Source organism: Corallococcus exercitus (genome assembly GCF_003611585.1).
Taxonomy (GTDB): Bacteria; Myxococcota; Myxococcia; order Myxococcales; family Myxococcaceae; genus Corallococcus; species Corallococcus exercitus.
On record NZ_RAVW01000029.1, the window covers coordinates 14,791 to 41,189 of the forward strand.

General features: G+C 72.1%; 22 protein-coding genes. 11 read left to right on the top strand and 11 right to left on the bottom strand.

Annotation, left to right across the window (positions count from 1 at the left end; translation table 11 throughout):
• Nucleotides 1-23: 23 nt before the first annotated feature.
• The 3 genes from D7W79_RS06205 to D7W79_RS06215 are packed head-to-tail and all read left to right on the top strand — an operon-like array spanning nucleotide 24 to nucleotide 4,159.
• Entirely contained in the window at nucleotides 24-1,922 is a 1,899-nt protein-coding gene (locus tag D7W79_RS06205; RefSeq protein ID WP_120524406.1) for a sigma 54-interacting transcriptional regulator, read from the top strand.
• A gap of 18 nt (nucleotides 1,923-1,940) precedes the next feature.
• A complete protein-coding gene (locus tag D7W79_RS06210) occupies nucleotides 1,941-2,525 on the top strand; it encodes a hypothetical protein (RefSeq protein WP_120524407.1) in 585 nt (194 codons plus the stop codon).
• Nucleotides 2,522-4,159, top strand: coding sequence for a peptidase associated/transthyretin-like domain-containing protein (locus D7W79_RS06215; protein ID WP_244221619.1), 1,638 nt, complete (start codon nucleotides 2,522-2,524; stop codon nucleotides 4,157-4,159). The genes D7W79_RS06210 and D7W79_RS06215 overlap by 4 nt, the downstream gene beginning before the upstream one ends.
• A 10-nt stretch (nucleotides 4,160-4,169) precedes the next feature.
• On the opposite strand, the gene D7W79_RS06220 is transcribed toward D7W79_RS06215, so the two are convergent.
• The 3 genes from D7W79_RS06220 to D7W79_RS06230 form a co-directional block, all read right to left on the bottom strand.
• A complete protein-coding gene (locus tag D7W79_RS06220; protein ID WP_171432913.1) occupies nucleotides 4,170-4,679 on the bottom strand; it encodes a hypothetical protein in 510 nt (169 codons plus the stop codon).
• Between the two features lie 98 nt (nucleotides 4,680-4,777).
• Nucleotides 4,778-5,761 carry a tetratricopeptide repeat protein gene (locus D7W79_RS06225; protein ID WP_120524410.1) on the bottom strand — a complete coding sequence of 328 codons (984 nt, stop codon included), beginning with the start codon at nucleotides 5,759-5,761 and terminating at the stop codon, nucleotides 4,778-4,780.
• A gap of 176 nt (nucleotides 5,762-5,937) precedes the next feature.
• Nucleotides 5,938-6,663, bottom strand: coding sequence for a hypothetical protein (locus D7W79_RS06230; RefSeq protein ID WP_120524411.1), 726 nt, complete (start codon nucleotides 6,661-6,663; stop codon nucleotides 5,938-5,940).
• A gap of 193 nt (nucleotides 6,664-6,856) precedes the next feature.
• Here D7W79_RS06230 and D7W79_RS06235 point away from each other — a divergent pair, with 193 nt between their 5' ends.
• A complete protein-coding gene (locus tag D7W79_RS06235; protein WP_120524412.1) occupies nucleotides 6,857-7,282 on the top strand; it encodes a YciI family protein in 426 nt (141 codons plus the stop codon).
• Nucleotides 7,283-7,286: 4 nt separating this feature from the next.
• On the opposite strand, the gene mutL is transcribed toward D7W79_RS06235, so the two are convergent.
• Complete coding sequence (gene mutL, locus D7W79_RS06240) at nucleotides 7,287-9,170, bottom strand: DNA mismatch repair endonuclease MutL (protein ID WP_120524413.1); 1,884 nt, start codon at nucleotides 9,168-9,170, stop codon at nucleotides 7,287-7,289.
• A 102-nt stretch (nucleotides 9,171-9,272) separates the two neighbouring features.
• On the opposite strand from mutL, the gene D7W79_RS06245 reads away from it, so the two are divergent.
• Both D7W79_RS06245 and D7W79_RS06250 read left to right on the top strand, forming a co-directional pair.
• A complete protein-coding gene (locus D7W79_RS06245; RefSeq protein WP_120524414.1) occupies nucleotides 9,273-10,244 on the top strand; it encodes an SDR family oxidoreductase in 972 nt (323 codons plus the stop codon).
• A complete protein-coding gene (locus D7W79_RS06250; protein ID WP_244221620.1) occupies nucleotides 10,241-12,817 on the top strand; it encodes a lysophospholipid acyltransferase family protein in 2,577 nt (858 codons plus the stop codon). The genes D7W79_RS06245 and D7W79_RS06250 overlap by 4 nt, the downstream gene beginning before the upstream one ends.
• A 30-nt stretch (nucleotides 12,818-12,847) precedes the next feature.
• Here D7W79_RS06250 and D7W79_RS06255 read toward each other — a convergent pair whose 3' ends face one another.
• Together D7W79_RS06255 and D7W79_RS06260 are read right to left on the bottom strand one after the other, a co-directional pair.
• Nucleotides 12,848-13,726: a GGDEF domain-containing protein gene (locus tag D7W79_RS06255; protein WP_120524415.1), complete on the bottom strand. Its 879-nt coding sequence runs from the start codon at nucleotides 13,724-13,726 to the stop codon at nucleotides 12,848-12,850.
• A gap of 97 nt (nucleotides 13,727-13,823) precedes the next feature.
• Entirely contained in the window at nucleotides 13,824-16,415 is a 2,592-nt protein-coding gene (locus tag D7W79_RS06260) for a carboxypeptidase regulatory-like domain-containing protein (RefSeq protein WP_120524416.1), read from the bottom strand.
• Nucleotides 16,416-16,599: 184 nt separating this feature from the next.
• On the opposite strand from D7W79_RS06260, the gene D7W79_RS06265 reads away from it, so the two are divergent.
• Both D7W79_RS06265 and D7W79_RS06270 read left to right on the top strand, forming a co-directional pair.
• Nucleotides 16,600-16,899, top strand: a complete 300-nt coding sequence (locus D7W79_RS06265) for a DciA family protein (RefSeq protein ID WP_120524417.1) — start codon at nucleotides 16,600-16,602, stop codon at nucleotides 16,897-16,899.
• Nucleotides 16,896-18,512, top strand: a complete 1,617-nt coding sequence (locus D7W79_RS06270) for a CAP domain-containing protein (RefSeq protein ID WP_120524418.1) — start codon at nucleotides 16,896-16,898, stop codon at nucleotides 18,510-18,512. The genes D7W79_RS06265 and D7W79_RS06270 overlap by 4 nt, the downstream gene beginning before the upstream one ends.
• A gap of 115 nt (nucleotides 18,513-18,627) precedes the next feature.
• Here D7W79_RS06270 and D7W79_RS06275 read toward each other — a convergent pair whose 3' ends face one another.
• Entirely contained in the window at nucleotides 18,628-18,861 is a 234-nt protein-coding gene (locus D7W79_RS06275; RefSeq protein WP_014396719.1) for a hypothetical protein, read from the bottom strand.
• Between the two features lie 282 nt (nucleotides 18,862-19,143).
• Here D7W79_RS06275 and D7W79_RS06280 point away from each other — a divergent pair, with 282 nt between their 5' ends.
• Nucleotides 19,144-21,279 (top strand): lytic transglycosylase domain-containing protein, encoded by a 2,136-nt coding sequence (locus D7W79_RS06280; RefSeq protein WP_120524419.1) that lies wholly within the window; start codon nucleotides 19,144-19,146, stop codon nucleotides 21,277-21,279.
• Between the two features lie 95 nt (nucleotides 21,280-21,374).
• On the opposite strand, the gene cmk is transcribed toward D7W79_RS06280, so the two are convergent.
• Genes cmk through D7W79_RS06295 form a run of 3 tightly spaced genes read right to left on the bottom strand, consistent with a single transcriptional unit; the run spans nucleotide 21,375 to nucleotide 24,140 of the window.
• A complete protein-coding gene (gene cmk / locus D7W79_RS06285) occupies nucleotides 21,375-22,070 on the bottom strand; it encodes a (d)CMP kinase (protein ID WP_120524420.1) in 696 nt (231 codons plus the stop codon).
• Entirely contained in the window at nucleotides 22,067-23,158 is a 1,092-nt protein-coding gene (gene hisC, locus D7W79_RS06290; protein WP_120524421.1) for a histidinol-phosphate transaminase, read from the bottom strand. The genes cmk and hisC overlap by 4 nt, the downstream gene beginning before the upstream one ends.
• Before the next feature lie 13 nt (nucleotides 23,159-23,171).
• Nucleotides 23,172-24,140, bottom strand: a complete 969-nt coding sequence (locus D7W79_RS06295) for an acetyl-CoA carboxylase carboxyltransferase subunit alpha (RefSeq protein WP_120524422.1) — start codon at nucleotides 24,138-24,140, stop codon at nucleotides 23,172-23,174.
• Nucleotides 24,141-24,232: 92 nt separating this feature from the next.
• On the opposite strand from D7W79_RS06295, the gene D7W79_RS06300 reads away from it, so the two are divergent.
• Both D7W79_RS06300 and D7W79_RS06305 read left to right on the top strand, forming a co-directional pair.
• On the top strand, nucleotides 24,233-24,928 hold the full coding sequence (locus D7W79_RS06300; RefSeq protein ID WP_120524423.1) for a tetratricopeptide repeat protein: 696 nt from the start codon (nucleotides 24,233-24,235) through the stop codon (nucleotides 24,926-24,928).
• Between the two features lie 114 nt (nucleotides 24,929-25,042).
• A complete protein-coding gene (locus tag D7W79_RS06305) occupies nucleotides 25,043-25,510 on the top strand; it encodes a hypothetical protein (RefSeq protein WP_120524424.1) in 468 nt (155 codons plus the stop codon).
• A gap of 19 nt (nucleotides 25,511-25,529) precedes the next feature.
• Here D7W79_RS06305 and D7W79_RS06310 read toward each other — a convergent pair.
• On the bottom strand, nucleotides 25,530-26,399 hold an 870-nt coding region (locus D7W79_RS06310), incomplete at its 5' end, for an ArsA family ATPase (protein ID WP_276375061.1).

A 26,399-nucleotide genomic window follows, 5' to 3' on the forward strand; every position in this document is an offset into this window, starting at 1 on the left:
CCCCAGAAACCCAAAGTCCGCCCATGGCCAGCCTCACCGTCCGCACCCCCGATGGAAAGGTCCGCACGGTCTCCCTGCTCAAGCGCATCACCAGTCTGGGGCGGGGATCCGACAACGATGTGCCCCTGGAGGACGCCGGCGTTCCCGCCAGCGCCCTGCACGTCACCTTCGACGGCACCCGCTACGAAGTGGGCAGCCTGGGCGCCACCTTCCACGTCAACGGCAAGCGCCGCGACAACCACGCGCTGTCCACCGGCGACGTGGTCAAGGTCGGCGGCACCGAGCTGACCTTCTCCCGCGAGGACGCCCCCCGCGAGCCCATCCGCCGCGAGGTGCCCGAGCGCGAGGTGACCCTCCCCTCCGCCTCCACGGCCTCCTCCGATTCGCACACGGCGGAGCTGCCCGGCGTGGTGGGCCGTGAGCTGGTCCTCCTCAAGCGGCTCACCGCGTTCAGCGAGCGGCTCTTCGGCAGCTACGACGTGGACCGCATCCTGGAGAGCCTGCTGGACGAGGCCATCGAGGTGACGCGCGCCGACAAGGGCTTCCTCATCCTGATGGAGAGCGGCGAGCCGCGCGTGAAGGCCGCGCGCAACGTGGCCCGGGAGAACATCGAGGACGCGGTGGAGAAGCTGTCGGACTCCATCATCTCCAAGGTGGTGAAGGACCAGAAGGCCATCATCGTCGCGGACGCGCTGGACGCGCCGGAGTTCAAGGCCAGCGAGTCCGTGGTGAACCTCAAGGTCCACTCGGTCATGTGCGTGCCCGTGATGCACAAGGGCGACCTGTTCGGCGTGCTCTACGTGGGCAACGACCGGCTGGTGAACCGCTTCGAGCCCAAGAGCCTGGACATGCTCACCGTGTTCGCGGCGCAGGCGTCCCTGCTCTTGCAGAACGCGCTGCTCGTGAACGACCTGAAGCTCGACAACACGGAGCTGCGCCGCAAGCTGGAGGACCAGCGCTACGGCGACATCGTGGGCTCGTGCCAGGGCATGCGGGACGTGTACAAGCGCCTCGACAAGATCGCCCCCACGGACATCTCCGTGCTGATTACGGGCGAGACGGGCACGGGCAAGGAGCTGATTGCCCGGGAGATCCACCGCCGCTCGCCGCGCACCAAGGGCCCGTTCATCACGGTGAACTGCGGCGCCATCCCGGAGAACCTGCTGGAGAGCGAGCTGTTCGGCCACGCCAAGGGCGCCTTCACCGGCGCGGTGGCCACGCGGCCCGGCAAGTTCCAGGCGGCCATCGGCGGCACGCTGTTCCTGGACGAGATCGGCGAGATGCCGCTCCAGCTCCAGGTGAAGCTCCTGCGCGCGCTCCAGGACAAGGTCGTCTACAAGGTCGGCGAGAACCGCGGCGAGCCGGTGGACATCCGCGTGGTGGCCGCGACGAACAAGATCCTCGAGGAGGAGGTGAAGCGGAACACCTTCCGCGAGGACCTCTACTACCGCCTCAATGTCGTCACCGTGAAGCTGCCGCCCCTGCGCGAGCGCGGCGAGGACGTCATCGTCCTGGGCCGCTTCTTCCTGCAGAAGTACGCGCGCGAGTTCAACTCCAAGGCCCGCGGCTTCACGCCCGCGGCCGCCGTGTCCATGAAGAAGTACGGCTGGCCGGGCAACATCCGCGAGCTGGAGAACCGCCTGAAGAAGGCGGTGGTGCTGGCGGACAAGCCACTGCTGGGCGCGGACGACCTGGACCTCAAGCCGGAGAACCTGGAGCCCATCATGCCGCTGCTCCAGGCGAAGGAGGAGTTCCAGAAGCGCTACATCAACGAGGTGCTGGCGCGGAACAACGGCAACCGCACCAAGACGGCCAAGGACCTGGGCGTCGACCCGCGCACCATCTTCCGCCACCTGGAGAAGCTGGAGGCGGAGAAGACGGGCGGCCCCCTTCCCCCGGACGAGAACGAGGAACTGCTATAGGGTTCCCCTGGCCACGCCATGCACCGTCACGCGCCGCGACAGTCCCGGGGCATCCTCCAGCCGCTCGTGGCGGCGCTGGGACTGGCGGCCCTCGCGGCGGGCTCCGGCTGCCTCATCCCCCAGGACGAGGCGCTCCTGGAGAGCGTGCCCCAGTTCAGGAACCGGCCGCCGCGCGTCCTGGAGGAGCAGGTGGAGCCCTCCGAGCGCATCCTCCGCGCCTTCGGCGTGGGCAGCTGCACGCAGGACTTCAACGTGGTGGTGGAGGACCTGGACGTCGACGACCGCATCACCGTGGAGTGGTACGTGGACTACAACCCGTCCAACCCCACGGGCTTCTACCGGCAGATCGTCCTCGCCAACACCGGCCAGCCCCGGCGCGATGACCGCGGCACCCTGCGCATGGACCTGCGCTCGGCCAACAACCCGCTGGCCCCGCCGGGCATCCACCTGGTGGAGGCGCTGGTCACGGACCGGCACCTCACCAACCGCCAGCCGGATCCGCCCGAGGAGGTGTTCCTCGCGGACGGCGGCGTGGTGAAGAACCCGGGCTTCGTCACCTCCTACTCGTGGGTGGTGAACACGGTGGCGGGGGACTGCCAGTGAGGCGCGCGCTCGGGGCCCTGGCGGTGGCGCTCGGGCTGACCGGGTCCGGGTGCGCGTTCCTGGAGGACGAGCCTCCACCGCCCCAGCTCGTGTGCCGCTCCGACGCGGAGTGCGCCGCGGGCCAGGTGTGCTTCGTGGACGGCTGCGGCAACCCCGGCGGCGACATCGTCGTGGAGGTGCAGCCCCTGCCCAGGGCGGGCCTGCTCGCGCAGGACTTCCCGGTGGACCGGCTGCGGCCGGAGCAGAACCTGGAGCTGTTCAGCCCCGTGCGCCTGCGGGGCGAGGTGTCGCGAGGCACCGCCGCCACGGCGGATGGCGGCACGGCCCCCGTCCCCTACCGCGCCCCCATCCACCTGCTGGCCACGGGCGAGAGCCGCCTCATCCCGGGCGTCGCGCGGCGCTATGAGACGACGCTCACCCCGGACGACGGCGCGTGGGTGATGCCCGTGGGCAGCGGCGACTACACGGTGACGCTCACGCCGCTGGACACCGCGCTGCCGCCGCTGTCGCGCACCGCCTCCGTGGATCCCGCCACGGGCGGCATGGTGACGTTCGACCTGCCCACCGCGTCGCGCGTCGTGACGGTCTCGGGGACGCTGGTGCTCCAGGGCTCGCGGAAGGTGGACGCGGACATGGAGGTGCAGGCGCTGGATGAGTCGCTGCGCCCGCTGTCCCAGCGCGCTCGCGTGGCCCGCGCCACGGGCGCGTTCCAGCTGGCGCTCAGCGCGGAGGACGCCTCGCGCGACACGGTGCTCCTGCGCGCGACGCCCGTGAACGCCGGGGACCTGATGCCCTGGAAGACCTTCGTGGTGAAGCCGTCCAGCGTCCTCTCCTCCCCGCTGGAGCTGGGGGACCCCGGCCCGGCCGTGCGCGTGGAGGGCCGCGTGCTGGAGTCCAACGGCCACGCGCCCATGGCCGGCGCGCGCGTGTCGCTCCAGGGCCGCGTGGCCGGTGGCGGCACGTTCCAGGGCCTGCCGGTGCTCACGGACGCGCAGGGCCGCTATCAGCTCATGTCCCTGCCCGGCGTCGCGGAGTCCCCGCTCACGCTCGTCGTGGTGCCTCCGCCTGGCTCGCCCTCGCGCATCACGCTCCAGCCGGTGGCGGTGGCCGCGGCGGACACGGTGCCGCCGGACGTGACGTGCCCGGCGCGCAGGGTGGTCGTCGGCAGCGTGAACAACCCGGAGGGCACGGGCCCCGCGTCGGGCGTGCGCATCGTGGTGGAGCCGGTGGGCGCCCTCACCGGATGGCCGCAGCCCCCCCTGGGCTTCGAGTCGCCCCTCACCACCAACAGCGAGGGCCGCTTCGAGCTGGCCCTGGACCCGGGCGAGTACCGGCTGGACTTCCTGCCCGGGGAGAACCTGCCGCGCGTCAGCCGCTTCGTCACCGTGCCGGCCGGCGCCGACGACACGGCGCCGCTGGAGCTGGCGGCGTTCACGCTGTCGCGGGGACGTTCGTTGAGCGGCCGCATCACCCTGCCCCCGGATCCAGCGGTGGCGCCGGATGGCATCGCGGCGAACGCGTCCGTGCGCTTCTTCCGTGTGGTGACGGTGGCGGGGCGGCCGGACTCCATCCTGCTGGCGCAGACGGTGTCCGACAGCACGGGGCGCTACTCCACCGTGCTGCCCACGCGCTGAACCGCGCCGACTACCGGCCGCTGTCCATGCGGCGCGCGGTGTCGAAGGCGGCGTGCAGCGCGTCCACCGCGCCGCCCACCTCGCCCGCGTACTGCACCGCGTGGATGGTGTAGAGGTCCTGCACCCGGGTGAGGTGGCGGTACACCGAGCGCAGCTCCACGCGCGTCGGATCCCTCGACTCCAGGGCGCACTCGGACTCGGACTTGCGCACGCGCGTCAGCCAGTCGGTGCGGAAGCGCATCCACTCCTGATCGACCTTGCGGGCGGGAAGGACGTGCACGAGCTTCTCGCGCTCGGCCTCCAGGTCCTTCCAGTGCGCATCCGCGGCGTCCAGACACTCGCGCACGGTGAGGGGCGGAGTCACGGCCGGGGGCCGCTCGGGCGTCATCGCCGCGACGGAGTGCCCCACGTTCCAGATCATCCACAGCGAGAACAGCGTGGCCAGCGTGATGTGGACCCCGTACGCGGCGCCACGGTAACGGCGGAAGCGGGGGTCTTTCCGAGGGTCGGGAGCGGACACGGGGCCCAGGTCTTATGACCCTGGACCCCGGCTGGCAATCCTTCCCTTGCACACCGTCCGGAAGCGCAAAGCTCCGGACGGCGGCGGGGCTTCGGGAACTACTGGCCCGCGGGGGCCGTCTGCACGGCCGGGGCGGCCTGGGGCGCGCCAGCCGGAGCGGCGGCGGGCAGCGCGGCGGCGTCGGTGCCACCGGCGGCGGCGCGCTTCGCGGAGCTCAGGCGGCCGCGGAACTGCGACAGGTACTGGGTGGCCGGGTACGTGGCCAGCGCGTCGCGCACCGTGTCCGCCGCCTTATCGAACGCGCCCGTCTCCTGGTACGACTGGGCCAGCAGCAGCATGGCGTAGTCGCGCGTCTTGGACTTCTTGTCGCCTTCGACGAAGCGGGCCAGCAGCGGCACGGCCTTGTCGTGCTGACGCAGCTGGTTGTAGGCGGTGCCCAGGAAGAAGGACGCGTCCAGCGCGTCGGCCTCCGGCGGGTTCATGGCCAGGAAGCGCGACAGGTCCTCCACCACGGCGGACATCTCGTTCTTGCGGAAGGCGATCTTGCCGCGCTCGAAGGCGGCGTCGCCCGTCTCACGGCGCAGGATGGCGGCGCGGTCGTTGAGGGCCTGGCGCTCCAGCGAGGACAGCTTCTGCGTGTCCAGCTTCACCAGCGCGTCGATGCCCTTGAGGCGCTCGTCACCCGGCAGCGTGGTCATCATCTTGTAGACCTCGCCCGCGGCGCGCTGGGCCGCCAGGTGCGAGGTGGTGTCCGCGCGCTGCTTCTCCAGCTGCGTGGAGAGGTCCGCCACCTGCTTCTCCAGCCGCTCGCGCTCGTTGGTGTTGCTGGAGCTGCGCGCGCCGTTCACCAGGACCGCGCCACCGACCGCCAGGATTGCGAAGAGCGCGTAGGCCACCGCCGAGGAGATCCACTGCCGCTTCTGGAAGTCCTCGTGACGCTTGCCAACCGCCTTCACCTCCGCATGGAGGTTCTTCAGCAGGTTGTCCGTCTTGATGACGAGGTTGCGCGACTCGATGACCTCGCGACGGAGCTCGGAGAGTTCCTTCTCGACGTCAGTCTTCGGCTGTTCAGAGGGGGGCATGGACATCTTCCTGGGACCGGAAATGACTTCGGCCGACTCACGCATGCTAGGGGACTCTCCGGGATGAGGGGCGGGTTCTTTTGTCGCTCCCCAACAGAGCCCTCCGTGCTCACCATTCCCCGGACTCCCCGCTTCGTTCGCGCCCGCCTGCTCTCGCGCTGGAACTTTCCGCAGCGCTAGAAGTTGGTCAGCGGCCGGGACGGATCCGGCGGGAACGTATAGGTCACACCGAGCGCGAACCAGTTGCCGCCGTGGCTGAAGCTGAAGGGCCCGGCGAACTTCGCCGCGTCCGGGGACTCTACGGGGCCGCGCAGGAACGTGAAGCGGTATTCGGCGGTGAGGCCCCACTTCGCGGACAGGCGGAGCGTGGCGCCAAGCGAGCCCACCCAGGCCTGGGAGACCTTCTCCTGGAGGGCCGAGCCCTCGCGCTTCGAGGAGATGACCGTGGGCCCCGTGAGCAGGCCCGCGAAGGGCACCAGCCCCTGCGGTCCGACGTCCAGCACGCCCTGGAAGCGCAGGCCGATGAGCACGCCGTAGCTCACGGTGCTGACCTTGCGGGACACGCTGCCGTCGCCGCCGGGCTCGGTCAGGCGCAGGGTCTGCGCGGTGCCGAACAGGTCGATGCCCACCTCCACCAGGTCCGACATCGCGTACGCGAACGTGGCCGCGCCGAAGGGCGCCCCCGTGGACTCCGGCGCGCGCTCCAGGCCGTTGCCCGGCCCCTTGGTGCCATACCAGGCGTCGTACAGGGTGCCGTTGGACGTGAGCCGGTAGCCGGCCTCCACGGTGATGCGGCCCACGCCGTCCAGGTTGGTGGGGGCGCGCTCGCCCCCGGAGTCCTCGTCCTGGGCGAGGGCGGGCGCGGCGGCGAGGGCGAGGAGGAGCGGCAGACGGCGGAGCATCAAGGCGCGGAACCCGGGGCTTTCTGCCGGCACGGGCGCACACGGCCCGGTGCTACAGGCGTGTCGCACACCGTAGCCGGGGGCCCTGCCGCGTCAACTTTCCGGTTCGTTCCTCGCCGTGTCGATTTCGCGCCCTACCATTCGTCGCGCTTGTGAACCCGACGTTGAACCCGAAGTTCCAGGAGACCTCCCCATGCGCTTCATGATGATCGTCAAGGCCAACACCGACAGCGAGACCGGCCGGCTCCCCTCCACGGAGGAGCTGACCTCGATGGGCAAGTACAACGAGGAGCTGGTGAAGGCCGGCATCCTGCTCGCGGGCGAAGGGCTGCACCCCAGCTCCAAGGGCGTCCGCGTGGCGTTCTCCCCCAAGGGGACCACGGTGACGGATGGCCCCTTCTCGGAGACGAAGGAGCTGATCGCCGGCTTCTGGATCATTGAGGTGAAGTCGCGCGAGGAGGCCATCGCCTGGGCGCGCCGCATCCCCTTCCAGGGGGGCGAGGTGGAGGTGCGCCAGGTGGCGTCGGCGGAGGACTTCGCGCCCAGCGACCCCACGGGCGAGCTGCGCGCGAAGGAAGAGGCGCTGCGCGCGCAGGTCGAGGCGAAGGCCAAGGCCTGAGCCTTCAGCGAGCGCGCCGCTCCAGCTCCAGGAGCGGCATCTCCAGCACCACCACCGTGCCGTGCGTGCACGGGGGTGTGAAGTCCGCGCGATCCAACTCCCCCAGCAGCGCGCGCAGCTGCGCGTCGGTGAGCGGCGACGAGGACGCGCGGCGAGCGGCGTGACAGGCCATCACGCGCACGGCCTCCGCGAGGCTCGTGACGTCCAGCGGGGCGCTGCGCGGGGGCAGCGCGCGCGACAGGGCCTCCAGGAGCGCGCGCGGATCCACGCCCTCCAGGCCCGGGGGCACCGACTTGAGCGCGAGCGCCGTGCCGCCAAAGGGCTCCACGTCCACGCCCAGCTTGAGCAGCGCCTCGCGGCCGTCCACCAGCGCCTTCACCGCGGCGAGTGACAGGTCCACCGTGGTGCCAAACAGCGACGGCGGCGGCGCCTTCGTGTCGTCGTCCAGCCGGCGCAGGTAAGCGGTGAGGCGCGCGCGCTCCAGCGCGGCGTGCGGATCCAGCACCACGAGCGTGCCGCCGGGGCCCTCGCAGACGTGGAAGCGGCTGCCCAAAAGGCCCATGGGGCGCAGCGCCGCGAAGTAGCCCGGAGGCGGCGCCTCGTTGAGCTGCGGCTGGGCCTCGCCGAACGCGAGCGTGCGGCCCGGCACCTGCGGGCCCTGGAACGGACCGGGGAACGCGCCGCCCGGGGCCCCGCCGTTGGGCGAGAAGTAGGACGGCGTCAGCGGGCGCGCGGGAGTCGAGCCGCCAGGACCCGGGGCATCCATCGCGGTGGGCAGCGGCGCGCCCCAGGTGGCCTCCTGCGCGCGGGTGAGGAAGCGCTCCACGGCGTGCGCGTAGTGCGCGGCGTCGCGGGGCTGGGGGTTCGCGGCCTGCTGTTCGGGCGTGCCCAGCCAGGGGGCCGCGCGCAGCACGCGTGAGAGGGCGGCGCTCACCGCGTCCTGCACGCCGCGGGCGTCCGCGAAGCGCACCTCCATCTTCTGGGGGTGCACGTTGACGTCCACCGCGCGGGGCTCCACGTCGATGTGCAGCACCACCACCGGCTGGCGGCCCGCGGGCAGGAAGTCCTGGAACGCGCGCTGCACGGTGCTGATGAGGCCGCGGTCGCGGATGTAGCGGCGGTTGACGAAGGTGTAGAGGCCGCGCGCGTTGGGCAGCGTGTACTCCGGCGACGCGAGGTAGCCCGTGACGACGACGCCCAGCCGGCGCTCCTCCACCGGGAACAGGTGCGCGAAGGACGCGGGGCCCAGGGCCGCGGCGATCCGCTCGCGCGGATCATGTTCGCTGACCGGACTGGAGAACAGCTCGTTGCCCTCGTGCGAGGCGAAGAAGCCGACCTCCGGGTACGCGAGCGCCAGGCGCACCACGGCCTCCTCGCAGTGCTTGAGCTCGGTGGCGCCCTGGCGCATGAACTTGCGGCGCGCGGGCACGTTGAAGAAGAGGTCCTCCACGGTGATGACGGTGCCCACGCGGGGCGGCGCGTCCTCCACCGTCGGCGGGCCTCCGCCCTCCACGGTGACCTTGGTGCCTTCGTGCGCGTCCGGCTCCGCGGTGTGCAGCGTGAAGCGGGACACGGAGGCGATGGCGGGGATGGCCTCCCCCCGGAACCCCATGGAGTCGATGTGGAAGAGGTCGTCCAGCTCGCGCAGCTTGCTGGTGGCGTGGCGCTCCAGGCAGAGCGTGGCGTCCTCGCGGCTCATGCCGTGGCCGTCGTCGGAGATGGTGATGCGCCCCACCCCGCCGCCCTCCAGCTCCACGCGCACGGTGCGCGCGCCGGCGTCGAGCGAGTTCTCGCACAGCTCCTTCACGACGGAGGCGGGGCGTTCCACCACCTCGCCGGCGGCGATCTTGTTGATGAGCACGTCGCTCAGGCGCGCGATTCGGGACATGGCGATCAGCCACCCTCCGCGAACTGGATGACGTTGTCCAGAACATCACTGGCGCGCTCGGCTGACATTCCCGGACGGCTGGGCTAACACCCGCCCCTGCGAATGGAAGTGATCCGAGCAGGCAAGGGCCCGATGCGCATCGCGGTGACAGGCGCCAATGGCGACTACGGCAAGCTGCTCCTGCCGAGGCTGGAAGCGGACCCCGACGTGGAGAGCATCCTCGTGCTGGACACGAAGGAGCCCCAGGGGACGAGCAAGGTGGAGTTCCACCGCGTGGACCTCACCCGCTACGACGCCGAAGGGGAGCTGACCGACGCGCTCACCGAGCGCCCCGTGGACGCCCTCTTCCACCTGGCGTTCCTCTTCGGGCCCATCCTCAACGGACCGCTGGCGCACGAGTTGGAGGTCATCGGCACGATGAACGTGCTGACGGCGGTGGGCCGCGCCCGGCTGCCGAGGCTGGTGGTGCCATCGCTCACGGTGACGTACGGCGCGCGGGGCAACAATCCGGCGCTGTTGCGCGAGGGCTCCCCGCTGTTTGGCTGCCCGCACAGCCGGTTCGTGAACGACAAGGTGGAGGTCGAAGGACAGGTGCGGGCCTTCCGCGATCGGCACCCGGACACCCGCACGCTGGTGCTGCGGTTCGCCCCCCTGCTTGGCAGGAGCCTGGACAATCCGGTGACGCGGTTGCTGTCGCACTCCGTGGTGCCCACGCTTCTGGGATTCGACCCGCTGTGGCAGGCGATCCACGAGGAGGACGCGGGCCGCGCGCTGCACCTGGCGCTGCGGGCGGAGGCGGCGGGGGAATTCAACATCGTGGGGCGCGGGGTGTTGCCCCTGTCGGGGCTCATCCGCCAGGCGGGCGCGCGACCGCTCCCCCTGCCGGGGCCGTTGTTTCGTGGAGCACTTCGCGCGCTCGGGGTGGTGGGAGCGGGCACGTTGCCGGTGGCTCTGCTCGACTACATGCATTACTCCTGGGTCGCGGACGGAGAGCGCGCTGAGTCCGCGCTGGGGTTCGTGCCCCTTCACCATGTCAGGGACGCCGCGTCGGCGCTCAGAAGGAGCCAGTCATGACCAAGGGTGTCCTCGGGAATGATCCCTTCCAGCGGGGCGCCGCGCCTCGCACGGGCGAGGTGAAGGACGACGCGGCCGACCCGAAGGCCGCGAAGAAGTCCGCGAAGGGAACGAAGTCAGCGGGCAAGGCGAAGAGCGCCAAGGGCGGCGCGTCGAAGTCCGGCGCGCAGGCGAAGGCCCCCAAGGGTGGCAAGGACGCGGAGGCGAAGCAGGCCGCCGCGACGCCGAAGACGCCCGCCGCCAAGGTCCACAAGTTCGAGGCGCGCACGAACGGGCACGGGAGCGCGAAGCAAGAGCAGGACGCGCGTGAGGCGGAGCATGCGCAGGCCTCGCACGCCTCGGCAGCGAAGGATTCGCGCGAGGCCTCGCACGCGAAGCACACGCAGGACTCGCACGCCTCGGCCGCGAAGGACTCGCGCGAGGCTGAGCACTCGAAGCACTCGCACGCCTCGAGCGCGAAGCATGGGCGCACGCCCGCGAAGGACTCGCGCGAGGCCGAGCACCCGAAGCACGCCCAGGACTCACACGCCTCGACAGCGAAGGACTCGCGCGACGTCGCGCACTCGAAGCACGCACAGGACTCGCACGCCTCGGCGGCGAAGGACTCGCGCGAGGCCGAGCACGCGAAGCATTCGCACGCCTCGGCAGCGAAGGACTCGCGCGACGCCGAGAACTCGAAGCACGCCTCAGACTCGCACGCCTCGGGCGCGAAGCATGGGCGCACGCCCGCGAAGGACTCCCACGCCAGGGGCGGGACTCCGGCCGCGAAGCCCGGTGCCCACGACGCCGCGCATGCATCGGGACAGCATCCCTCCGATGAGGAGCACTCTCCGCTGCGCGAGCCCCCCACGCCGGGCCCCTCCCCCGAGCGCCGGCCGTCGCGGCCGCAGATGCTCGCGGACGAAGTGCACGGCTCGCGTCCGCAGGAGCGCACGGTGGACCGCGCCCTGACGGAGGCCATCGCCTCGGACGCGGCGGAGGCCGCCGCGAAGACGGCCGTGGACGAACTCTTCGAAGGACGCCGGGGGCCGGACCGCGACATCGAGCGCGTCCTCGCGACGGAGCTCGTCGCCGAGCTGGCCGAGTCCGCCGTGCGGCAGGTCCTGGACGACGGCAACGGCAGCCTCCCCGAGCGGGAGGTCGCCACCGCCGTTGCGACCCAGGTGGCCGAGGCCACCGCGGGCGTCGCCGTGGACGAGGTGCTGGACCGCCACGCCACCGGCCCCGAGGAGCGCGCCCTGTCCACCGCCGAGGACCGCGATGCCCGGGACCTCGACGCGGGCGACGAGGAGCCCGAGGAGGTCTGGACCGCCGACGCCTGGCAACGCGACCCGAAGGACGTGCCTCCCCCCGAGAACACCGAGGAGGTCTGGACCGCGGACGCGTGGAGCCGCGACCCGGACGGCATGGCCGCTCCGGACGGCCCCGAAGAGGAAGACGACTTCGTCAGCGGCGTGGAGCGCGTCGAGGAGAACGGCGTGCACATCTCCGTCTCCATCATCGAGGGCGCCGCCCCGACGGACGTGGAGCCGGAGGTGGAGCTGCCCGACGAGTCGCACGACGAGCTGCCCCCCAGCCGCCGGCCCCTGTCGCTCGTGAGCGACCCAGGGGAAGAGCCCCTCCCGGAGGCCCCGGAACGGGGTGAGCCCGCCTTCAATCATCGGGAGGAGCCCGCGCCGGCCGCGGGCTTCGCGGGCCGCGCGGCGGGCATGTTCTCCCTGGCGAAGGAGATCGCCGGCCAGGCGCTCGCGAGCGAAGGCCTGGGCCGCGCCGTCGGCGCCATGCACGGCCTGATGGAGGCCGTGCGCACCAGCCTGGGCACCGGCGGCGGCAGCCGGCTGGATGACTACGGCAAGGACGCGGGGCTGGTGGAGAACCTCCAGCCCGTCCTGGACTTCCTCTACGAGCAGTACTGGCGCGTCTCCGTGGAGGGCGTGGATCAGGTGCCGCGCGGCGCCGCCATCCTCGTCGCCAACCACTCCGGCGCCCTGCCCTACGACGGCCTCGTGATGGCGCAGGCGCTCGTGCGGGAGCGCCCGGATCTGCTGGAGGCGCGCTGGCTCGTGGAGGATCAGGTCTTCCACGCGCCCATGCTCGGCACCCTCTTCAACCGCCTGGGCGCCGTGCGCGCCTCGCCGGAGAACGCGCTGCGGCTGCTCGACGAACGCCGGCCGCTCGTCGTCTTCCCGGAGGGCTACCAGGGCGCGAGCAAGCCGTTCGCGGAGCGCTACCGCCTCAAGCGCTTCGGCCGTGGCGGCTTCGTGAAGCTGGCCCTGCGCACGGGCGCACCCATCGTCCCGGTGGCCATCGTCGGCGCGGAGGAGACATCCCCGCTGCTGGGCCGCCTCCCCGGGGGCTTCCTCGGCTTCCCGTCGCTGCCGCTCACCGCGCCCGGCCCGCTGCCCGCCAAGTGGACCATCCGCTTCGGCGAGCCGCTGACCATGGAGGGCCTGGCGCCGGAGGCCGCGGACGACCTGGGCGAGGTGCAGCGCCTCACGGAGCTCACCCGCGAGTCCATCCAGAGCATGCTCCAGGCCCTGCTGCGCGAGCGCCGCTCCGTGTTCGCGGGCTGAGCCGCGGTCCCTCGGGGTCCCCCGGGGGCGTCAGCCGCAGACGCGGTTGCGCCCCTGGTTCTTCGCCTCGAAGAGGTGCTCGTCCGCGGCGCGCACCAGCTCCGCGGGCTCGCGGTGGTGCGGCTCCAGCGTGGCCACGCCCACCGACAGCGTGACGGGGATGACCTGCTTGTCGAACTCGAAGCGCTGCCGCTCCACCAGCTTGCGCACCTTCTCCGCGAGCTGACGGGCGCCGGACAGGTTGATCTCCGGCAGGAGCAGTGCGAACTCCTCGCCGCCGTAGCGGGCGAAGACGTCCTCGCGCCGGATGCGCGTGCGCACCGTGGACGCCAGCTGCTTGAGCACCGAGTCCCCGGCGAGGTGCCCGTAGGTGTCGTTCACTTCCTTGAAGCGATCCAGGTCGAGCATCACCAGCGACAGCACGCGCTCGTAGCGGCGGCTGCGGGAGATCTCCCGGTCCAGCTGCTCGTCGAAGTAGCGGCGGTTGTAGATCTGCGTCAGGCCGTCCATCGTGGTCAGCCGGTAGATCTCGTCGTGGTACGCCGCCTCGATGTTGCCGCCCGCGATGAACTTGAAGATGGTGCGGCCAATCTTCACCAGGTCGCCGTTCTGCAGCGACCGCGCCGACGCGGCGACGTCGTCGTTGACGAACGTGCCGTTGGTGGACCCCAGGTCCTCGATGCGCACGCCCTTGGTGGTGTTGGTGATCCGCGCGTGGTTGCGGCTCACCGCCTCCTGATCAATCTGGATGTCCGCCTTGGACGACCGGCCGATCAGCGTCTCCTCACGCGCCAGGTCGTACTTGCGGCCCAGATCCAGGCCGTAGATGACCACCAGCGCCGCGTCCAGGTTGACGGGGCGCTCGGAGATCTTCGAGATGACGGTGACGACCGTCTCCTTCTGGCCCATGACGGAGGCAAACGTATCACCGCGCAATTCGCGAAAGCGAATTCACGGCCGGAACGAGTGCCCCTCCAGGTCGTAGAACCCCTGACACCCCGGCACGTCAGGGCACCCGCACCGTGCGCACGGCGCTGACGGCCGGCCGCAGCGGCAGGCCGAGCGGATCCACCAGCGACGCCACCAGCGTCACCTCCGGCCCGGAGCAGGCGGCGGGCAGTGTGAGCGCCACCTCGCCCGACCGCGTGGCCCCATCACCGCGCACCAGCACGCCATCGCAGCCCGGGCCGCCATCGCGCACGGTGAGCAGCACGCTCCCCTCGTCGCCGTTGGCGGTCTCCTTCCCTACCCGGAAGCCGTCCACCCGCACGCGCACGGTGGCGCCGCGCGAGAGCAACGCGCCCTCCGCGGGCTCCAGCCACGTCACCTGGGGCCGCCCGTAGTTCAGCGTGGACGCGGCGCGCACCGCCGCGACGAGCGGCTCGGGCGCCAGGCCCCCGGACTCCGCCAGCGCGGAGAGGTTCAGGGACCTGCCCTCGGGCGTGGCCACGGCCAGCGCCTCCACCGACAGCGACGCGCGCGAGCCCCCGGTGTCCCCCTGGAACGTGCGGTCCTCCAGGCCCGAGGGAGGCACGGGCAGGCGCACGCCGCTGACGGAGCGGCGGCCATCCACCCACACCGTCCAGCGCCGTCCCGCCGCGTTGGTGAACGTCGCGCGCACGAGCGTCGCGCCGGGCACCGTGGCGTCCATGCGCCACTCGCGCGGCAGCAGGCCGTGCCACAGCGCCGTGTCGGGGTTGTAGTGGGCGCCCTCGGGGATGCCGAGGAACGCGTCGGCGAGGGTCACCGGCTCCGCGCCCTCCGGATCAAAGTGGGGCGCATCCAGGGGTGCCATCACCGCGCTCGTGGCCAGGCCCATGGGCTCCTCGCCGCCCAGCGTCCCCGACGACGCGAGCGCGAGCAGCCGGTACGCCTGTCCCTCCAGGCCGTGATGGGCCGGCGCCATGCGCACGCGCACGAAGCCCGGCGAGGCGAGCCCCGGCTGCGTGTCCGTGTTCGGATCCACCGGGTTGACGTTGACGGCGGCGCCCAGGCCCAGCGGCACGGTGCCGCGTCCGGGAGCCGCCACCGAGCCCACCACCAGGACGCGCCCCAGGTAGCCGTCGCGGAAGCGCGGAAGCGGCGGGACGCGGGCCACGAACGGGAAGGCCAGCGGCACCTGCCGGAAGTCCAGGGGCAGGATTGGCGCCTGGACCGTCGGCTCCCCTGGATTGGAGGAGCGCAGGGCGAACTGCACGTCGCGCGAGACGGCGGACGAGAACCGCCCCGACGGCGGCAGCGCGCGCGCCAGGAGCAGCAGCGGATCCGTGCCCGGATCCATCATCCCCGCCGGCAGCTGGCCGGACAGCACCTGCGCGGTGAGGGCCCAGAGCGTGCGCGTGCCGCAGCCCCCCACGCGCGTGGCCGCGTCCGGATTCGCCACGTCCGGGAGCGCCGCGTCGCACACCCCGGCGATGCCCGGCACGTCCACGGCTTCCGGCGCGAGGACGCCCAGCCCGTTCACCCAGACGTTGGCGGGCACCTGGAACTGGCGCATCGCCCCGCCCAACGTGAGGTCCACGTCCCGGTCGGGTCCCTGCACCTGCGCGGGGGCCGCCTCCGAAAGGAGTCCCGGCACGGACAGCCCCGCCATCCCCAGCGACAGCGCCCCGTTCGCGACCACGGGCGCGGGGGTGGTGAACCGGACGTGCACGCCGCCCACGCGGTCCACCGGGTTGCGGCGCAGGGGCAGCCGCAGGTCGCGCGAGCCGCCCATGTCGTAGTTCGCCACGGTGAGGTAGCCGAAGTCCGGGTGGAAGACGGACAGCGTCGAATCGCTCCGGGCCGCGAGCACCGCCACGCCCTGCGCGTCCGTCGACGCGCGCGCCGTCTCGCTGCCCAGCGCGTCCGCCACCACCACCGAGGCCGCCTCGACGGGATGCCCCGTGAGCGCGTCCGTCACCACCACCCGCACCTGCCCTTCGGCCGTGTGCGGCGGCAGCACGGTGACGCTCGCGCGGCACGAGACCGGGCCCACCCGGGCCTCCACCGCCTCCACCTCCGTGCCCACCGAATCCAGCGTGAACGTGGCCCCGGAACCGGTGCCGCCGCCCTTCACGCGCGCCGACACGGCGGACCAGGTGAGGCCATCGCGCAGGACGACCGGCTCGCCGCGAGCATCGGACACCCAGGCCTCGAAGCGCAGGCTGGTGCCCACGGGCGCGACGACGCGCTCCGGGACCACGCGGCAGGCCACGGCGGCGGACGGCGGCGGGGGCGGACGGCAGGCACCGTCGCGGCACACGTCCTGGTCGTCGCAGCCGTCATCTCCGGTGCACAGGGCGGGCACGCAGCGGCTGGCGTCACAGCGGCAGCCCAGCGCCTGCGACTCGCACGCGGCGATGGCGTTCAGCTCCCCGCGGCGCCTCACGGAACAGTCGAGGTCCGTGCGGCACGCGGGCTCACAGCGCGACAGGGCGGTGTTGCAGAAGAACAGCGCCGGATCCGCGCAGTCCTGATCCACCGTGCAGGCATCGTCCGCCCACCCGCCCTGGATGAATGGCGCGTCCAGGTCGGACATCCCGCAGCCCATGGCGCACGCCAGCAGGCATGCGAGCACGAGGCCGGGGGACCGGACCGGAAGGGGGATGTGACGCATGGGAACTCCGAGGGGGACCGGCCTTGCCCCGACCTTACAGGGGGAAAGGCCGTGACGCGACCGGGATGGCACCGGGGCCGCTTCCATGGACCGCCGGAAACCGGGGCGCTGGACGCAATCGGCCGGGCGGGCAGGCAAAGTGTGGGTTGGCATCCGGCGCCAGGGGTTCCAGAATCGCCCGACGATGGCGCGCAGCGAACCGAAGACCTTGGAGAGCCTGTTGCCCCGCGTGCTGGCGCGTCTGGCGGGTGAGTCGGGCCGCGCGTCGTCGCTGATGCCGCTCTGGGTCGCCGCCGCGGGAGAGAACATCGCGAGGCACAGCCGCCCGCACCAGCTGGAAGGCACCACGCTGGTCATCTCCGTGGAGAGCGCCGAGTGGGCTCAGGTCCTCACCCGGCAGGCGGACTCCCTCTGCGAGCGGCTCAACGAGAAGCTGGGCCCCGGCACCGTGAAGGCGCTCACGTTCCAGCTGGAGTCGCGATGAAGGGCGTGCTCCTGGGACTGCTGCTCGCGGGAGTGTCCGTCCCTCCAGGCCCCGCGTCCGCCGCGACGCCGCCTCCGCAGGTGGCCTCCGTCTCCGCCCCGGACCCGGGGGGCCAGGACCGCCCGCCGCTCGTCGTGGAGGAGACGCCCCAGGCCCAGGAGGCCCGGGCCCGGCTGCACGTCCAGCGCGAGTTCGAGCGCGTGGGCCGGCGTGCTCCCACGAGCGACAAGGCGCTGGAGACCGCGGCCCGGAGGCTCGCGCGCGAGGCCCTGACCGGGTTCACCACGGGCGCCCCGGACCTGCGCACGCTGACGGAGGCGGTCAGCGACGCGGGCGCCGCGGATCCGTCCCCCAAGGTGCTGGTCATCCGCGCCTGGGTGCACGCGCACGCCATTGAAACGTTCCTCGCCCGCACGGACTTCAACGACGAGCGCGTGAGCCACTACGGCGTGGGCATCGCCTTCCTGGGCGAGCGCGCCGCGCTGGTGCTGCTCACCGCGGACCGCAAGGCGGAGGTGCTCCCCTTCCCCCGGACGCTCGCCAGGGCCGGGACGGAGAAGCGCGTGTGCGGCCGCCTCATCCCGCCGCTGCGAAGCCCGCAGGTCTTCGTCACCCGGCCGGATGGCGAGGTGGACGCCGTGGCCCTGAGCCGCGCGCCCTCCGGCACCAACGGCTTCTGCGCCCTGGTGACCTTCGAGACGCCCGGCGCCTACACCGTGGAGATGGTGGGCCAGGGGAACGCGGGGCCGGAGGTGGCGTCGCTGTTCCTGGTGCAGGTGGGCGCCCGGGCCGCGCGCGGTGAGCAGGAAGCGCAGCGCGAGCCCACCACGCTGGCCGAGGCCCGCACCGCCCTCTACGAGCGCATCAACACCCTGCGCCGTGCGCACCAACTGCCGGAGCTCACGCCGGACCCGACGCTGGAGGACGTGTCGCTGCGCTACAGCACGCGCATGGCCACGGAGGGCTTCTTCGCCCACATCGCGCCGGACGGCTCCACGCTCACGCGCCGGCTCCCGGAGGGCACGCGCTACGTGCGCGCCGGAGAGAACCTGGGGCTGGCGGCCGGTCCGCTCGCGGCGCACTTCGGCATCGAGCACAGCCCTGGCCACCGCAAGAACCTGATGGACCCTGCGTTCCGCTTCGTGGGCGTGGGCGTGGCGTTCCAGAAGGTGGACGGCCGCGACCAGGCCATCGTCACGGAGGTCTTCACCGCGGCCTCGCCCGGCGCGGCGCTCCCGGCGGACCCGGTGTCGGACGTCTACGAGGCCCTCTCCCGGCACCGCGCCACGCTCAAGCTGCCGCCCCTGGTGCGCAGCGAGGCGCTGGAGCAGCTGGCGCGCGAACACGCCCGCCGCGCGCTGGCGCAGGACGAGCCGACCGCGGGAGACGGCGACCCGTCCCCCCTGCACGAGCGGGTGTTCACCGCGCTGCCGGATGCGGGCACCGCGTCGGTGGACTTCTTCGTCGTGGGAGACCCGGGCGCCGTGCCGGAGTCGCGCAGCCTGGCCACCGCCACCAACACCCGCGTGGGCGTGGGACTGGTGCGGGGCAACTCCAAGCGCTTCGGCCAGGGTCAGTACTGGGTGGCTGTCATCTACGCCGCGGTCCCCTGAAGCGGTGGCTTCGGGAGGAGCTGCCACGCGGACTCCGGCCACGTCCGGACTTCGGGCGTGGCCGGGTACAAGTTCGCGCGGGCCCGGTGACCTGGGCCCATGTCAGACGTCCTTGTTAGACAGGACGGCGCTGCGTGGCGTACGCCTCCAGCCCCATCTGCGGAGGAGCGAGGTTGGCGTACATCGGGCACTTCATGCACGTGAACGACTGCCAGCCGCGACGGACGGCCTCATCGAGGCAGTTGTCGTAGTGGTTGCAGTTCAGGTTGCGATGCGTCTCGACGCCTGCCCGCTTCGGGCCGGCTTCGGGATTGATGGTCTGCGGCAGATCGGACGGACACGGCTTCATGGAGCCTCCCCTATGAGCTGTTTCCCCCCCCGAGGTCTGTGAACGAGCAGTGCTACCGACGACAGGTGTTCCTGACACGACGGCGGTCCGGAGTAGCGCTCAACGGCGGCGCAACGTAAGGATTCCCTTCGGATAGCGCAACGGGCCGACCAGCCCGTGGGCGCGGGATCTAGGACTTGTCGGGCCGACTGTCAAACCGACCCCCGCCCACCTGGTGGGGAATGTCGACTGCAAACCTCTCGTTCCGAAGCCGCAAGGCCGCGAAGTGAAAGGAAGAATCCCATGAGTTGGACCGGCTGGGTGGCGGGTTGGGTGACGGGGGTGGCGCTGGGGCAGTCCCCGGCGACGCTGGAGGCCGTCCGCCTGCACCGGTCCGACGCGGCGGCGCTCGCCCAGGCGGAGCTCGTCGCCTGCGAAAAGGCGAAATGCCCGGACGCGGGCCGCCTGGGCCTGCTCGCCGGGACGCTCGTGCTCTCCGACGGGGACGCGGCCCAGGCCCGGGACCTGCTCACCCGCCACACGCCCCCCGCGCCCCTGGAGGCCTTCCACGCCTTCTACCTGGGCCAGGCGCGCTTCTACGCGGGCGATCCCAATGGCGCGGCGAAGGACTTCGAGCGGGCCCTGGAGAAGGCCTCCCCGGCCCTGGCCGTGCGTGCGCGCGCCCGGCTGGGGGAGTCGCTCCTGGACGCACACCGGCCCAAGGACGCGGCCCCGGTGCTGGAGTCGGCGGCGGCGGCGCAGCCCACCCCGGAGCTGCTCTTCCAGCGCGCCCAGGCCCGCGCGGCCACCGGCAACGCGGCGGGGCTGAGGGCGGACCTGAAGACCGTGGCGCTGCGCTTCCCCACCCACCCCTACGCGGACGAGGCGCTGGCGCGGCTGGCCGCGCTGAAGCCCTCGGTGAAGCTCACCCTGCCCGAGCACCTCCAGCGCGTCCGGGAGTTCCTCTCCGACGGCGCGCCGGAGCGGGCCGAGGAGGAGCTGGCGACGGCGGAGAAGCGCTCGCTGGTGAAGGGCGCGCCCGCGCAGGCGCAGGTGGCGCTGCTGCGCGCGCAGGTGCTCTTCGCGCGTGGCAAGCGGGAGGAGGCGGAGAAGGCGCTCGCGGTGGCGCGCAAGGGGCCGCCGGACATCGCCGCGGAGGCCGCGCTGGTGGTGGCGCGCCGGGCGCTGCGCTCGGACGACAACGAGAAGGCGCGCAAGTTGATGGCGGCGCTGGACAAGGCCTATCCGTCCCAGGCGGCCGGCGAGGAAGGCGCGTTCTTCGCCGCGTGGCTGGATTTGCAGGGCGGCCGCTTCGAGGACGCGGCGAAGTCCTTCGCGGACTACGAGAAGCGCTACAAGGGCTCGCGCCGCCGCGACGAGGCGATGTGGTTCCGCGCCCTCTCGCACATCCGGCTGGAGCAGTACGCGAAGGCGCGCCAGGCGCTGGACGACCTGGTGACGGCCTATCCGAAGACGAGCATGGCGCCGCAGGCGCGCTACTGGATGGCGCGCACGGAGGAGCTGGGCGGCGGCAAGCCCGCGACGGTGGGGCCGGGCTACGAGGCCGTCATCAGCGCGGCGCCGGCGTCGTTCTACGCGCTGCTCGCCACGGAGCGGCTGCGCGAGCTGGGGCGCACGCCGCCCGCGGCCTTCCCGCAGCCTCCGAAGCAGCTCACCCTCCCCCGCCCGCCGGAGCTGGAGCTGGCGGTGGCGCTCACGCGCGCGGGCCTGTTCCGGGACGCGGCGGACGAGGTGCAGTCGCGCGTGTCGGGCCTGCGCACCGCGGACCAGGCGTTGCCGTTCGCGCACGCGCTGCTGCAGCTGGGCGAGTTCGGCCACGCGCACGTGGTGGCGGCGCGCTACCTGTGGGGCCGGGCCTTCGGGGCCAAGGCGCCGGACGCGCTGGCCGCGTTCTACCCGCGAGCGTTCGCGCAGGCGGTGGAGACGGAGGCCACGCGGCAGGCGCTGGATCCATTCCTCGTGTGGGCCATCATGCGGCGGGAGAGCGCCTTCCGCCCGGAGGTGATGAGCGCGGCGGACGCGCGTGGGCTCATGCAGATCATCCCGCCCACGGCGACGGAGATCGCCCAGAAGATGGCGGAGCCCGCGCCCGCCCCGGCGGACCTGTTCGCTCCGGAGCGCAACATCCGCTACGGCGCGTGGTACCTGGCGCAGCTGATGAAGCGCTTCGCGCACCCGGCGCTCGCGGCGGCGGCCTACAACGCGGGCCCCAAGGCGGCGGTGCGCTGGACGCAGGAGCGAGGCACCCTCCCGCTGGACCTCTTCGTGGAGTCCATCCCCTACCGGGAGACGCGCGGCTACGTGAAGCAGGTGGTGGCGGACCTGTACCTCTACCACCGCTTCTACGAGAAGGACGGCACCCAGGCCCGGCTGGCCATGACGGTGCCCGCGCCCTCCACGGACGGCGTCACCTTCTGACGAGGCGGTGAAGGCTCAGGCGCCGCGCCAGCACGGGCGGCGCAGGCGCTTCGGCGCGAACGGGCCGCTGCCGATACTCGCGAAGCGCGCGGGCCTCAGGTGCCGCGCGCGGCCCGGCGGCGCTCGATTTCGTGCTCCAGCGACTGGACCACCTCCGACAGCGGCATGCTGCTGGAGTCCACGTGCACCGCGTCCTCGGCGGGCTTCAGGGGCGCCACCTCGCGCCCGGAGTCCGCGGCATCGCGGCGCGTCTGGTCCGTGAGGACGGCCTCCAGGCTGCTGTCCACGCCCTTCTGGAACAGCTCCTCGAAGCGGCGGCGCGCCCGCACCTCCGGGTCCGCCGCGAGGAAGAACTTCACGTCCGCGTCGGGGAACACCACCGTGCCGATGTCCCGGCCCTCCAGGATGGCACCCGACGGCGCCTCCAGCGCCAGCCGCCGCTGGAGCGCCAGCAGCCCCGCACGCACCACCGGCCGCCCCGACACCTGCGACGCGCCCATGGAGATGGGCGGCGTGCGGATCTCCCCGGACACGTCCTCACCGCCCAGGAAGACGTGGTTCTCCTCGCCCACCACCTGGAAGTGGATGCGCACGCGCCCAAGCAGCTCGCCCAGCTTCGCGTCGTCGTCGAACGCGATGCCCTCGCGCGTGGCCATCAGCGCCACGCAGCGATAGATGGCGCCCGTGTCCACCAGCGCGAAGTTCAGCCGCCGCGCCAGCAGCTTCGACACGGAGGACTTCCCTGCCCCGGCCGGCCCGTCGATGGCGACGATGAACGGACGCGCGCTCATGCCAGGACCTCCTTCAGCGCGGCCACGCACCGGGCGTTCTCCTGGGGCGTGCCCACGGAGATGCGCAGGCAGTTCGGGTGGCCGTTGCCCGCCATGGGCCGCACGATGACGCCCCGGCGCAGCAGCTGCTCGTACACCGCGGCGCCCGGACGGTGGCAGTCCACGAACACGAAGTTCGCGTGGCTCTCCGTCAGCGTGAGCCCCAGCTTCGGCAGCTCCTCCCCGAAGTAGCGCAGCCCCACGCGGTTGTTCTCACGCGTGCGCTCCACGTGCTCCGTGTCCTCCAGCGCCGCCATACCCGCCGCCTGCGCCACCGTCGTCAGGTTGAACGGCATGCGCGTGCGGTGCACGTAGCCCGCGAGCTTCGCGTCCATCACCGCCGAGCCCAACCGGATGCCGGCGAGCCCGTGGATCTTGCTGAACGTGCGCAGCCCCACGAGGTTCGGATACGTGTGGAACAGCTCCACCGCGCTCGCGTAGTCGGGCCAGTCCACGAACTCCGCGTAGGCCTCGTCGTGGACGACGAGCACGTCCTTCGGCACCGCCTGGAGGAACGTCTCCAGGTCCTTGCGCCCGAACGTGGTGCCCGTGGGGTTGTCCGGGTTGGCCAGGAACACCATGCGCGTGCGCGGCGTGACGGCGCGGGCCATGGCCTCCAGGTTGTAGCGGAAGCCCTCGCGCATGGGCACTTCCACGAACGCACGGCCGTGCGCCTGCGCGGAGATGCGGTACGCGGGGAACGAGCCCTTGCACAGGAGGATCTCCTCCTCCGGCGTCGTGAACGTGCGGATGAGCAGCTCAATCAGCTCGTTGGATCCGCTGCCCAGCACCACTTCCTCTGGCTTCACGCCCAGGTGCGCGGCGAGCCGGCGCACCAGGTGGAAGCTCGTGGCGTCCGGGTACAGGTTCACCTGGCCAGCGGCGTTGCGCATGGCCTCCACCGCGCGGGGCGACGGGCCCAGCGGGTTCTCGTTGGAGGCCAGCTTGATGACGCCGGTGAGGCCGTACTCGCGCTCGGTCTCCTCGATGGGCTTGCCGGGGACGTAGGCCTTGAGCGTCTCGACGTAGGGAGGAACGAGCGGTCGCATGTGATGGGAACCCTTACTTGCCGGAGAACATGCCGAGCGCGCGGAACTTGTCGTAGCGGTCGCGCACCAGCGCGTCCGGCGACAGCTCCGCCAGCTGGCCCAGGTGCTTGCGCAGCGTCTTGCCCAGAGACTCGGCCGCCTTGGCCGCGTCGCGGTGCGCCCCGCCCGGAGGCTCGGGAATCACCTCGTCGATGATCTTCATCTCCAGCAGGTCCTGCGCGGTGGGACGCATCGCGTCCGCGGCCTTGTCCGCCTTCGTCGCGTCGCGGAAGAGGATGGAGGCGCAGCCCTCCGGGGAGATGACGGAGTAGACGCTGTTCTGGAACATGAGCACGCGGTTGCCCACGCCGATGGCCAGCGCGCCGCCGGAGCCGCCCTCGCCCACCACGGTGGAGATGATGGGCACGCGCAGCCGGCTCATGACCTCCAGGTTCACGGCGATGGCCTCCGCCTGGCCTCGCTCCTCCGCGCCGATGCCCGGGTACGCGCCCGGCGTGTCCACGAAGGTGAGGATGGGCTTCTCCATCCGCTCGGCCAGCTCCATCAGCCGGCGCGCCTTGCGGTAGCCCTCCGGGCGCGGCATGCCGAAGTTGCGCGCCATGTTCTCCTTGGTGTTGCGCCCCTTCTGATGGCCGATGAGCATCACCGTCTTGCCATCGAAGCGAGCGAAGCCGCCGACGATGGACGGGTCCTCGCCGAAGTGCCGGTCGCCGCACATCTCGAAGAAGTCCGTGAACAGGTACTGGACGTAGTCCAGGAAGTACGGACGCGAGCTGTGGCGCGACAGCTGCACCACCTGCCAGCGGGTCAGGTCGCTGAAGATCTCCGCCTGGAGCTTCTTCGCCTTCTTCTCCAGCTTGGAGATCTCCGAGGAGAAATCCGCCGTGCCGGTGGTGGAGAGGGCCTTCAGCTCCTCGATCTTCTTTTCCAGCTCGATGAGCGGGCGCTCGAAGTCGAGCGCGTAGCCAATGCCGGTTGCCATGGCGCCGAACTAGCACCAGGGTTGAGGCCTTTCAACGCGCAAGCGGTTACGCACCCCTGGAATGTTCCGGGGAGCCGCCCGTCTGGAGCCACATGGTCCTCGCCCTCTCCCTGCTGGCCCTGACCCTGTCCGCCGCCCCGGCCACGCCCCCTTCCGGCCGGGCCCTCAACACCCAGGGGTTCCGCCTCTACCAGTCCGGCCGCTACCCGGAGGCCCTGGAGAAGTTCCAGGCGGCCGCCCAGGCCACCCCGGACTACGCCCTGGCCCACTACAACGCCGCCGCCACCCTGGGCCTCCTGCGCAAGCAGGGCAAGGTGTGCGAGTACAGCGCCCACCGCGACGTCATCGTGGAGAAGCTGGCCACCGCCGTGCGCCTGGACCCGCGCCGCCTCCAGCGGGCGAAGGAGGACCGGGACCTGGACGTCATCCGGGACACACTCGGCTGGCAGAAGCTGCTGGGCCGCACCCCCCAGAAGGAGGCCGACGTGCCAGGCCTCCTGAGGGCGGTGTCCTGGTACGGCCCCGGCGTGGGCGTCTACGGCACCACCCGCGCCCTCAAGTTCCAGGACGGCGGGCGCGTGGAGCTGTGGAGGAAGGACATCAACGACTCCGGCAAGCCGAAGGAGTCGCGCACCCAGGGCACGTACACCGTCCGGGGCCGCACGGTGGAGGTGAAGCTCCCCGGAACCGCCGCGCCCGTCACCGGCACCCTCACCGAGGCGGGCGCCCTCACCTTCCCGGAGCCCCTGGGCGGCTTCACCGACAGCCCGTCGGAGTGCGACGCCTGACGTGGCGGGGCGTGAAGTGACGACCCGTTCACGCCTACACGCCTCCAGGGAGCGCCGCCCTGGCGCGCCTGCCTGCCGGTGCCCACCTTCCCGCTGTAGCGGAGGGGGAAAGCAGTGCACCGACTCAACGCAAGACACTGGGGCCTGGTCGCCATCGTCGCGGCATCGCCCTTCGTCCTCGCCTTCGTGCTGGGCGCCGCGGCCCCCCAGCTCTTGGAGCCGGTGCTGGGCACCCCGGTCGGCGGGCTGAGCTGGGGGCTGGCCACGGTGCTGGGGCTCGTCGGCGGCGCCCTCTTCGCGCGCATCCTCGCGGCCCTGCAGCGCCCGCGCATCCAGGCGTCCCCGGTGCTGCGCCTCCTGGGCACGGTGGGCGGGGCCAGCGTGGTGGTGAGCCTGTGCATCGTGCCGGCGGTGGCGCTGATGCTCGTGGGGCCGGCCTGGGTGCTCCAGCAGCATCTGGAGGTGCCGGCGGCCCCGACGGTGCGCTCGCTCAAGGCGAGCGCCGTGGACCTGCTGGGCCAGGCGCGCCGGGCGTATCCCCACCGGCTGCCCCTGTCCCTGCTCTTGCCGGGCCCCCACTAGGCGCCCGGCGTCTCCAACGTCAGGCCGCCTTGATCTTCGCCGGCGGCGCGGACAGCGCATACCACGCGGTGCGGAACGCCTTGAGCTCGCGAAGCCCCGCGGGGTGACGGCCCAGCGCGGGCGCCATCGTCACGGGCAGGCCGATCTTCTTCTCCATGGCCTTGGCCGCGTTGAGCTCCAGCTTGCGGCGGTTCTCGCACTTCTCGCAGGTGGACTTGGGGCCCACGCGGTTGACGAGCACCCGCTCCACCTGGAGCTTCTTCTCCTTGAGGTACTCCACCAGCCGCTCCGTGCGGGACGCAGCCAGGTCCTCGCCGCGCGTGACGACGACGAAGCGCGACTCGCTGGGGGACGCCAGCGCGTCCTCGAAGCGCTTCACGTGCTTGAGCATCGCCGCCAGGTCATCCGCCAGCTCGCCCAGGCCCTTGGCCCGGTGCTTGTTGAGGATGCCGTGCAGCGCGCCCAGCCACGTCTTCGCCGTGTCCGCCAGCTCCACCACGCGCACGTTCGTCACCTGCGGCGACGAGTCCACCACGATGCGCTTGAAGCGCTCCTGCACCAGCGCGTCCGTGAGGACGGACATGGCCGCCAGCTCGTCGATGCCCGGGGGCGCGCACTCCAGCAGGTTGCGCAGGTAGAGCAGATCCGCCGGCACGTCGTTGCCCGCCTTGGGCGCGCCCTCGAAGGCCTTCTCCGCCTTCTCCTTCAGCCGCTTGCGCAGGGCATTGAACCAGCCCGCCATGTCCAGCTCGCGCGCGTACAGGCCCTTGGTGCCCTTCACCTGCGTTTCGGTGTCCGTCAGGCGGCTCTGCAGCACGTCCGACAGCGAGTGCGCGGGGTCCGTGGAGATGAGGAGCACCGGCCCCTCCTTCTCCGTCAGCGTCACCGC

Bases quoted from the DNA above. Each gene is read 5' to 3' on its own strand.
- hisC (WP_120524421.1), bottom strand. From the start codon at position 23,158: ATGCGACCGCTCGTTCCTCCCTACGTCGAGACGCTCAAGGCCTACGTC.
- D7W79_RS06210 (WP_120524407.1), top strand. From the start codon at position 1,941: ATGCACCGTCACGCGCCGCGACAGTCCCGGGGCATCCTCCAGCCGCTC.
- D7W79_RS06270 (WP_120524418.1), top strand. From the start codon at position 16,896: ATGAAGGGCGTGCTCCTGGGACTGCTGCTCGCGGGAGTGTCCGTCCCT.
- D7W79_RS06260 (WP_120524416.1), bottom strand. From the start codon at position 16,415: ATGCGTCACATCCCCCTTCCGGTCCGGTCCCCCGGCCTCGTGCTCGCA.
- D7W79_RS06245 (WP_120524414.1), top strand. From the start codon at position 9,273: ATGGAAGTGATCCGAGCAGGCAAGGGCCCGATGCGCATCGCGGTGACA.
- D7W79_RS06295 (WP_120524422.1), bottom strand. From the start codon at position 24,140: ATGGCAACCGGCATTGGCTACGCGCTCGACTTCGAGCGCCCGCTCATC.
- D7W79_RS06265 (WP_120524417.1), top strand. From the start codon at position 16,600: ATGGCGCGCAGCGAACCGAAGACCTTGGAGAGCCTGTTGCCCCGCGTG.
- D7W79_RS06205 (WP_120524406.1), top strand. From the start codon at position 24: ATGGCCAGCCTCACCGTCCGCACCCCCGATGGAAAGGTCCGCACGGTC.
- D7W79_RS06225 (WP_120524410.1), bottom strand. From the start codon at position 5,761: ATGCCCCCCTCTGAACAGCCGAAGACTGACGTCGAGAAGGAACTCTCC.
- mutL (WP_120524413.1), bottom strand. From the start codon at position 9,170: ATGTCCCGAATCGCGCGCCTGAGCGACGTGCTCATCAACAAGATCGCC.
- D7W79_RS06280 (WP_120524419.1), top strand. From the start codon at position 19,144: ATGAGTTGGACCGGCTGGGTGGCGGGTTGGGTGACGGGGGTGGCGCTG.
- D7W79_RS06275 (WP_014396719.1), bottom strand. From the start codon at position 18,861: ATGAAGCCGTGTCCGTCCGATCTGCCGCAGACCATCAATCCCGAAGCC.
- cmk (WP_120524420.1), bottom strand. From the start codon at position 22,070: ATGAGCGCGCGTCCGTTCATCGTCGCCATCGACGGGCCGGCCGGGGCA.
- D7W79_RS06300 (WP_120524423.1), top strand. From the start codon at position 24,233: ATGGTCCTCGCCCTCTCCCTGCTGGCCCTGACCCTGTCCGCCGCCCCG.
- D7W79_RS06250 (WP_244221620.1), top strand. From the start codon at position 10,241: ATGACCAAGGGTGTCCTCGGGAATGATCCCTTCCAGCGGGGCGCCGCG.
- D7W79_RS06235 (WP_120524412.1), top strand. From the start codon at position 6,857: ATGCGCTTCATGATGATCGTCAAGGCCAACACCGACAGCGAGACCGGC.
- D7W79_RS06230 (WP_120524411.1), bottom strand. From the start codon at position 6,663: ATGCTCCGCCGTCTGCCGCTCCTCCTCGCCCTCGCCGCCGCGCCCGCC.
- D7W79_RS06255 (WP_120524415.1), bottom strand. From the start codon at position 13,726: ATGGGCCAGAAGGAGACGGTCGTCACCGTCATCTCGAAGATCTCCGAG.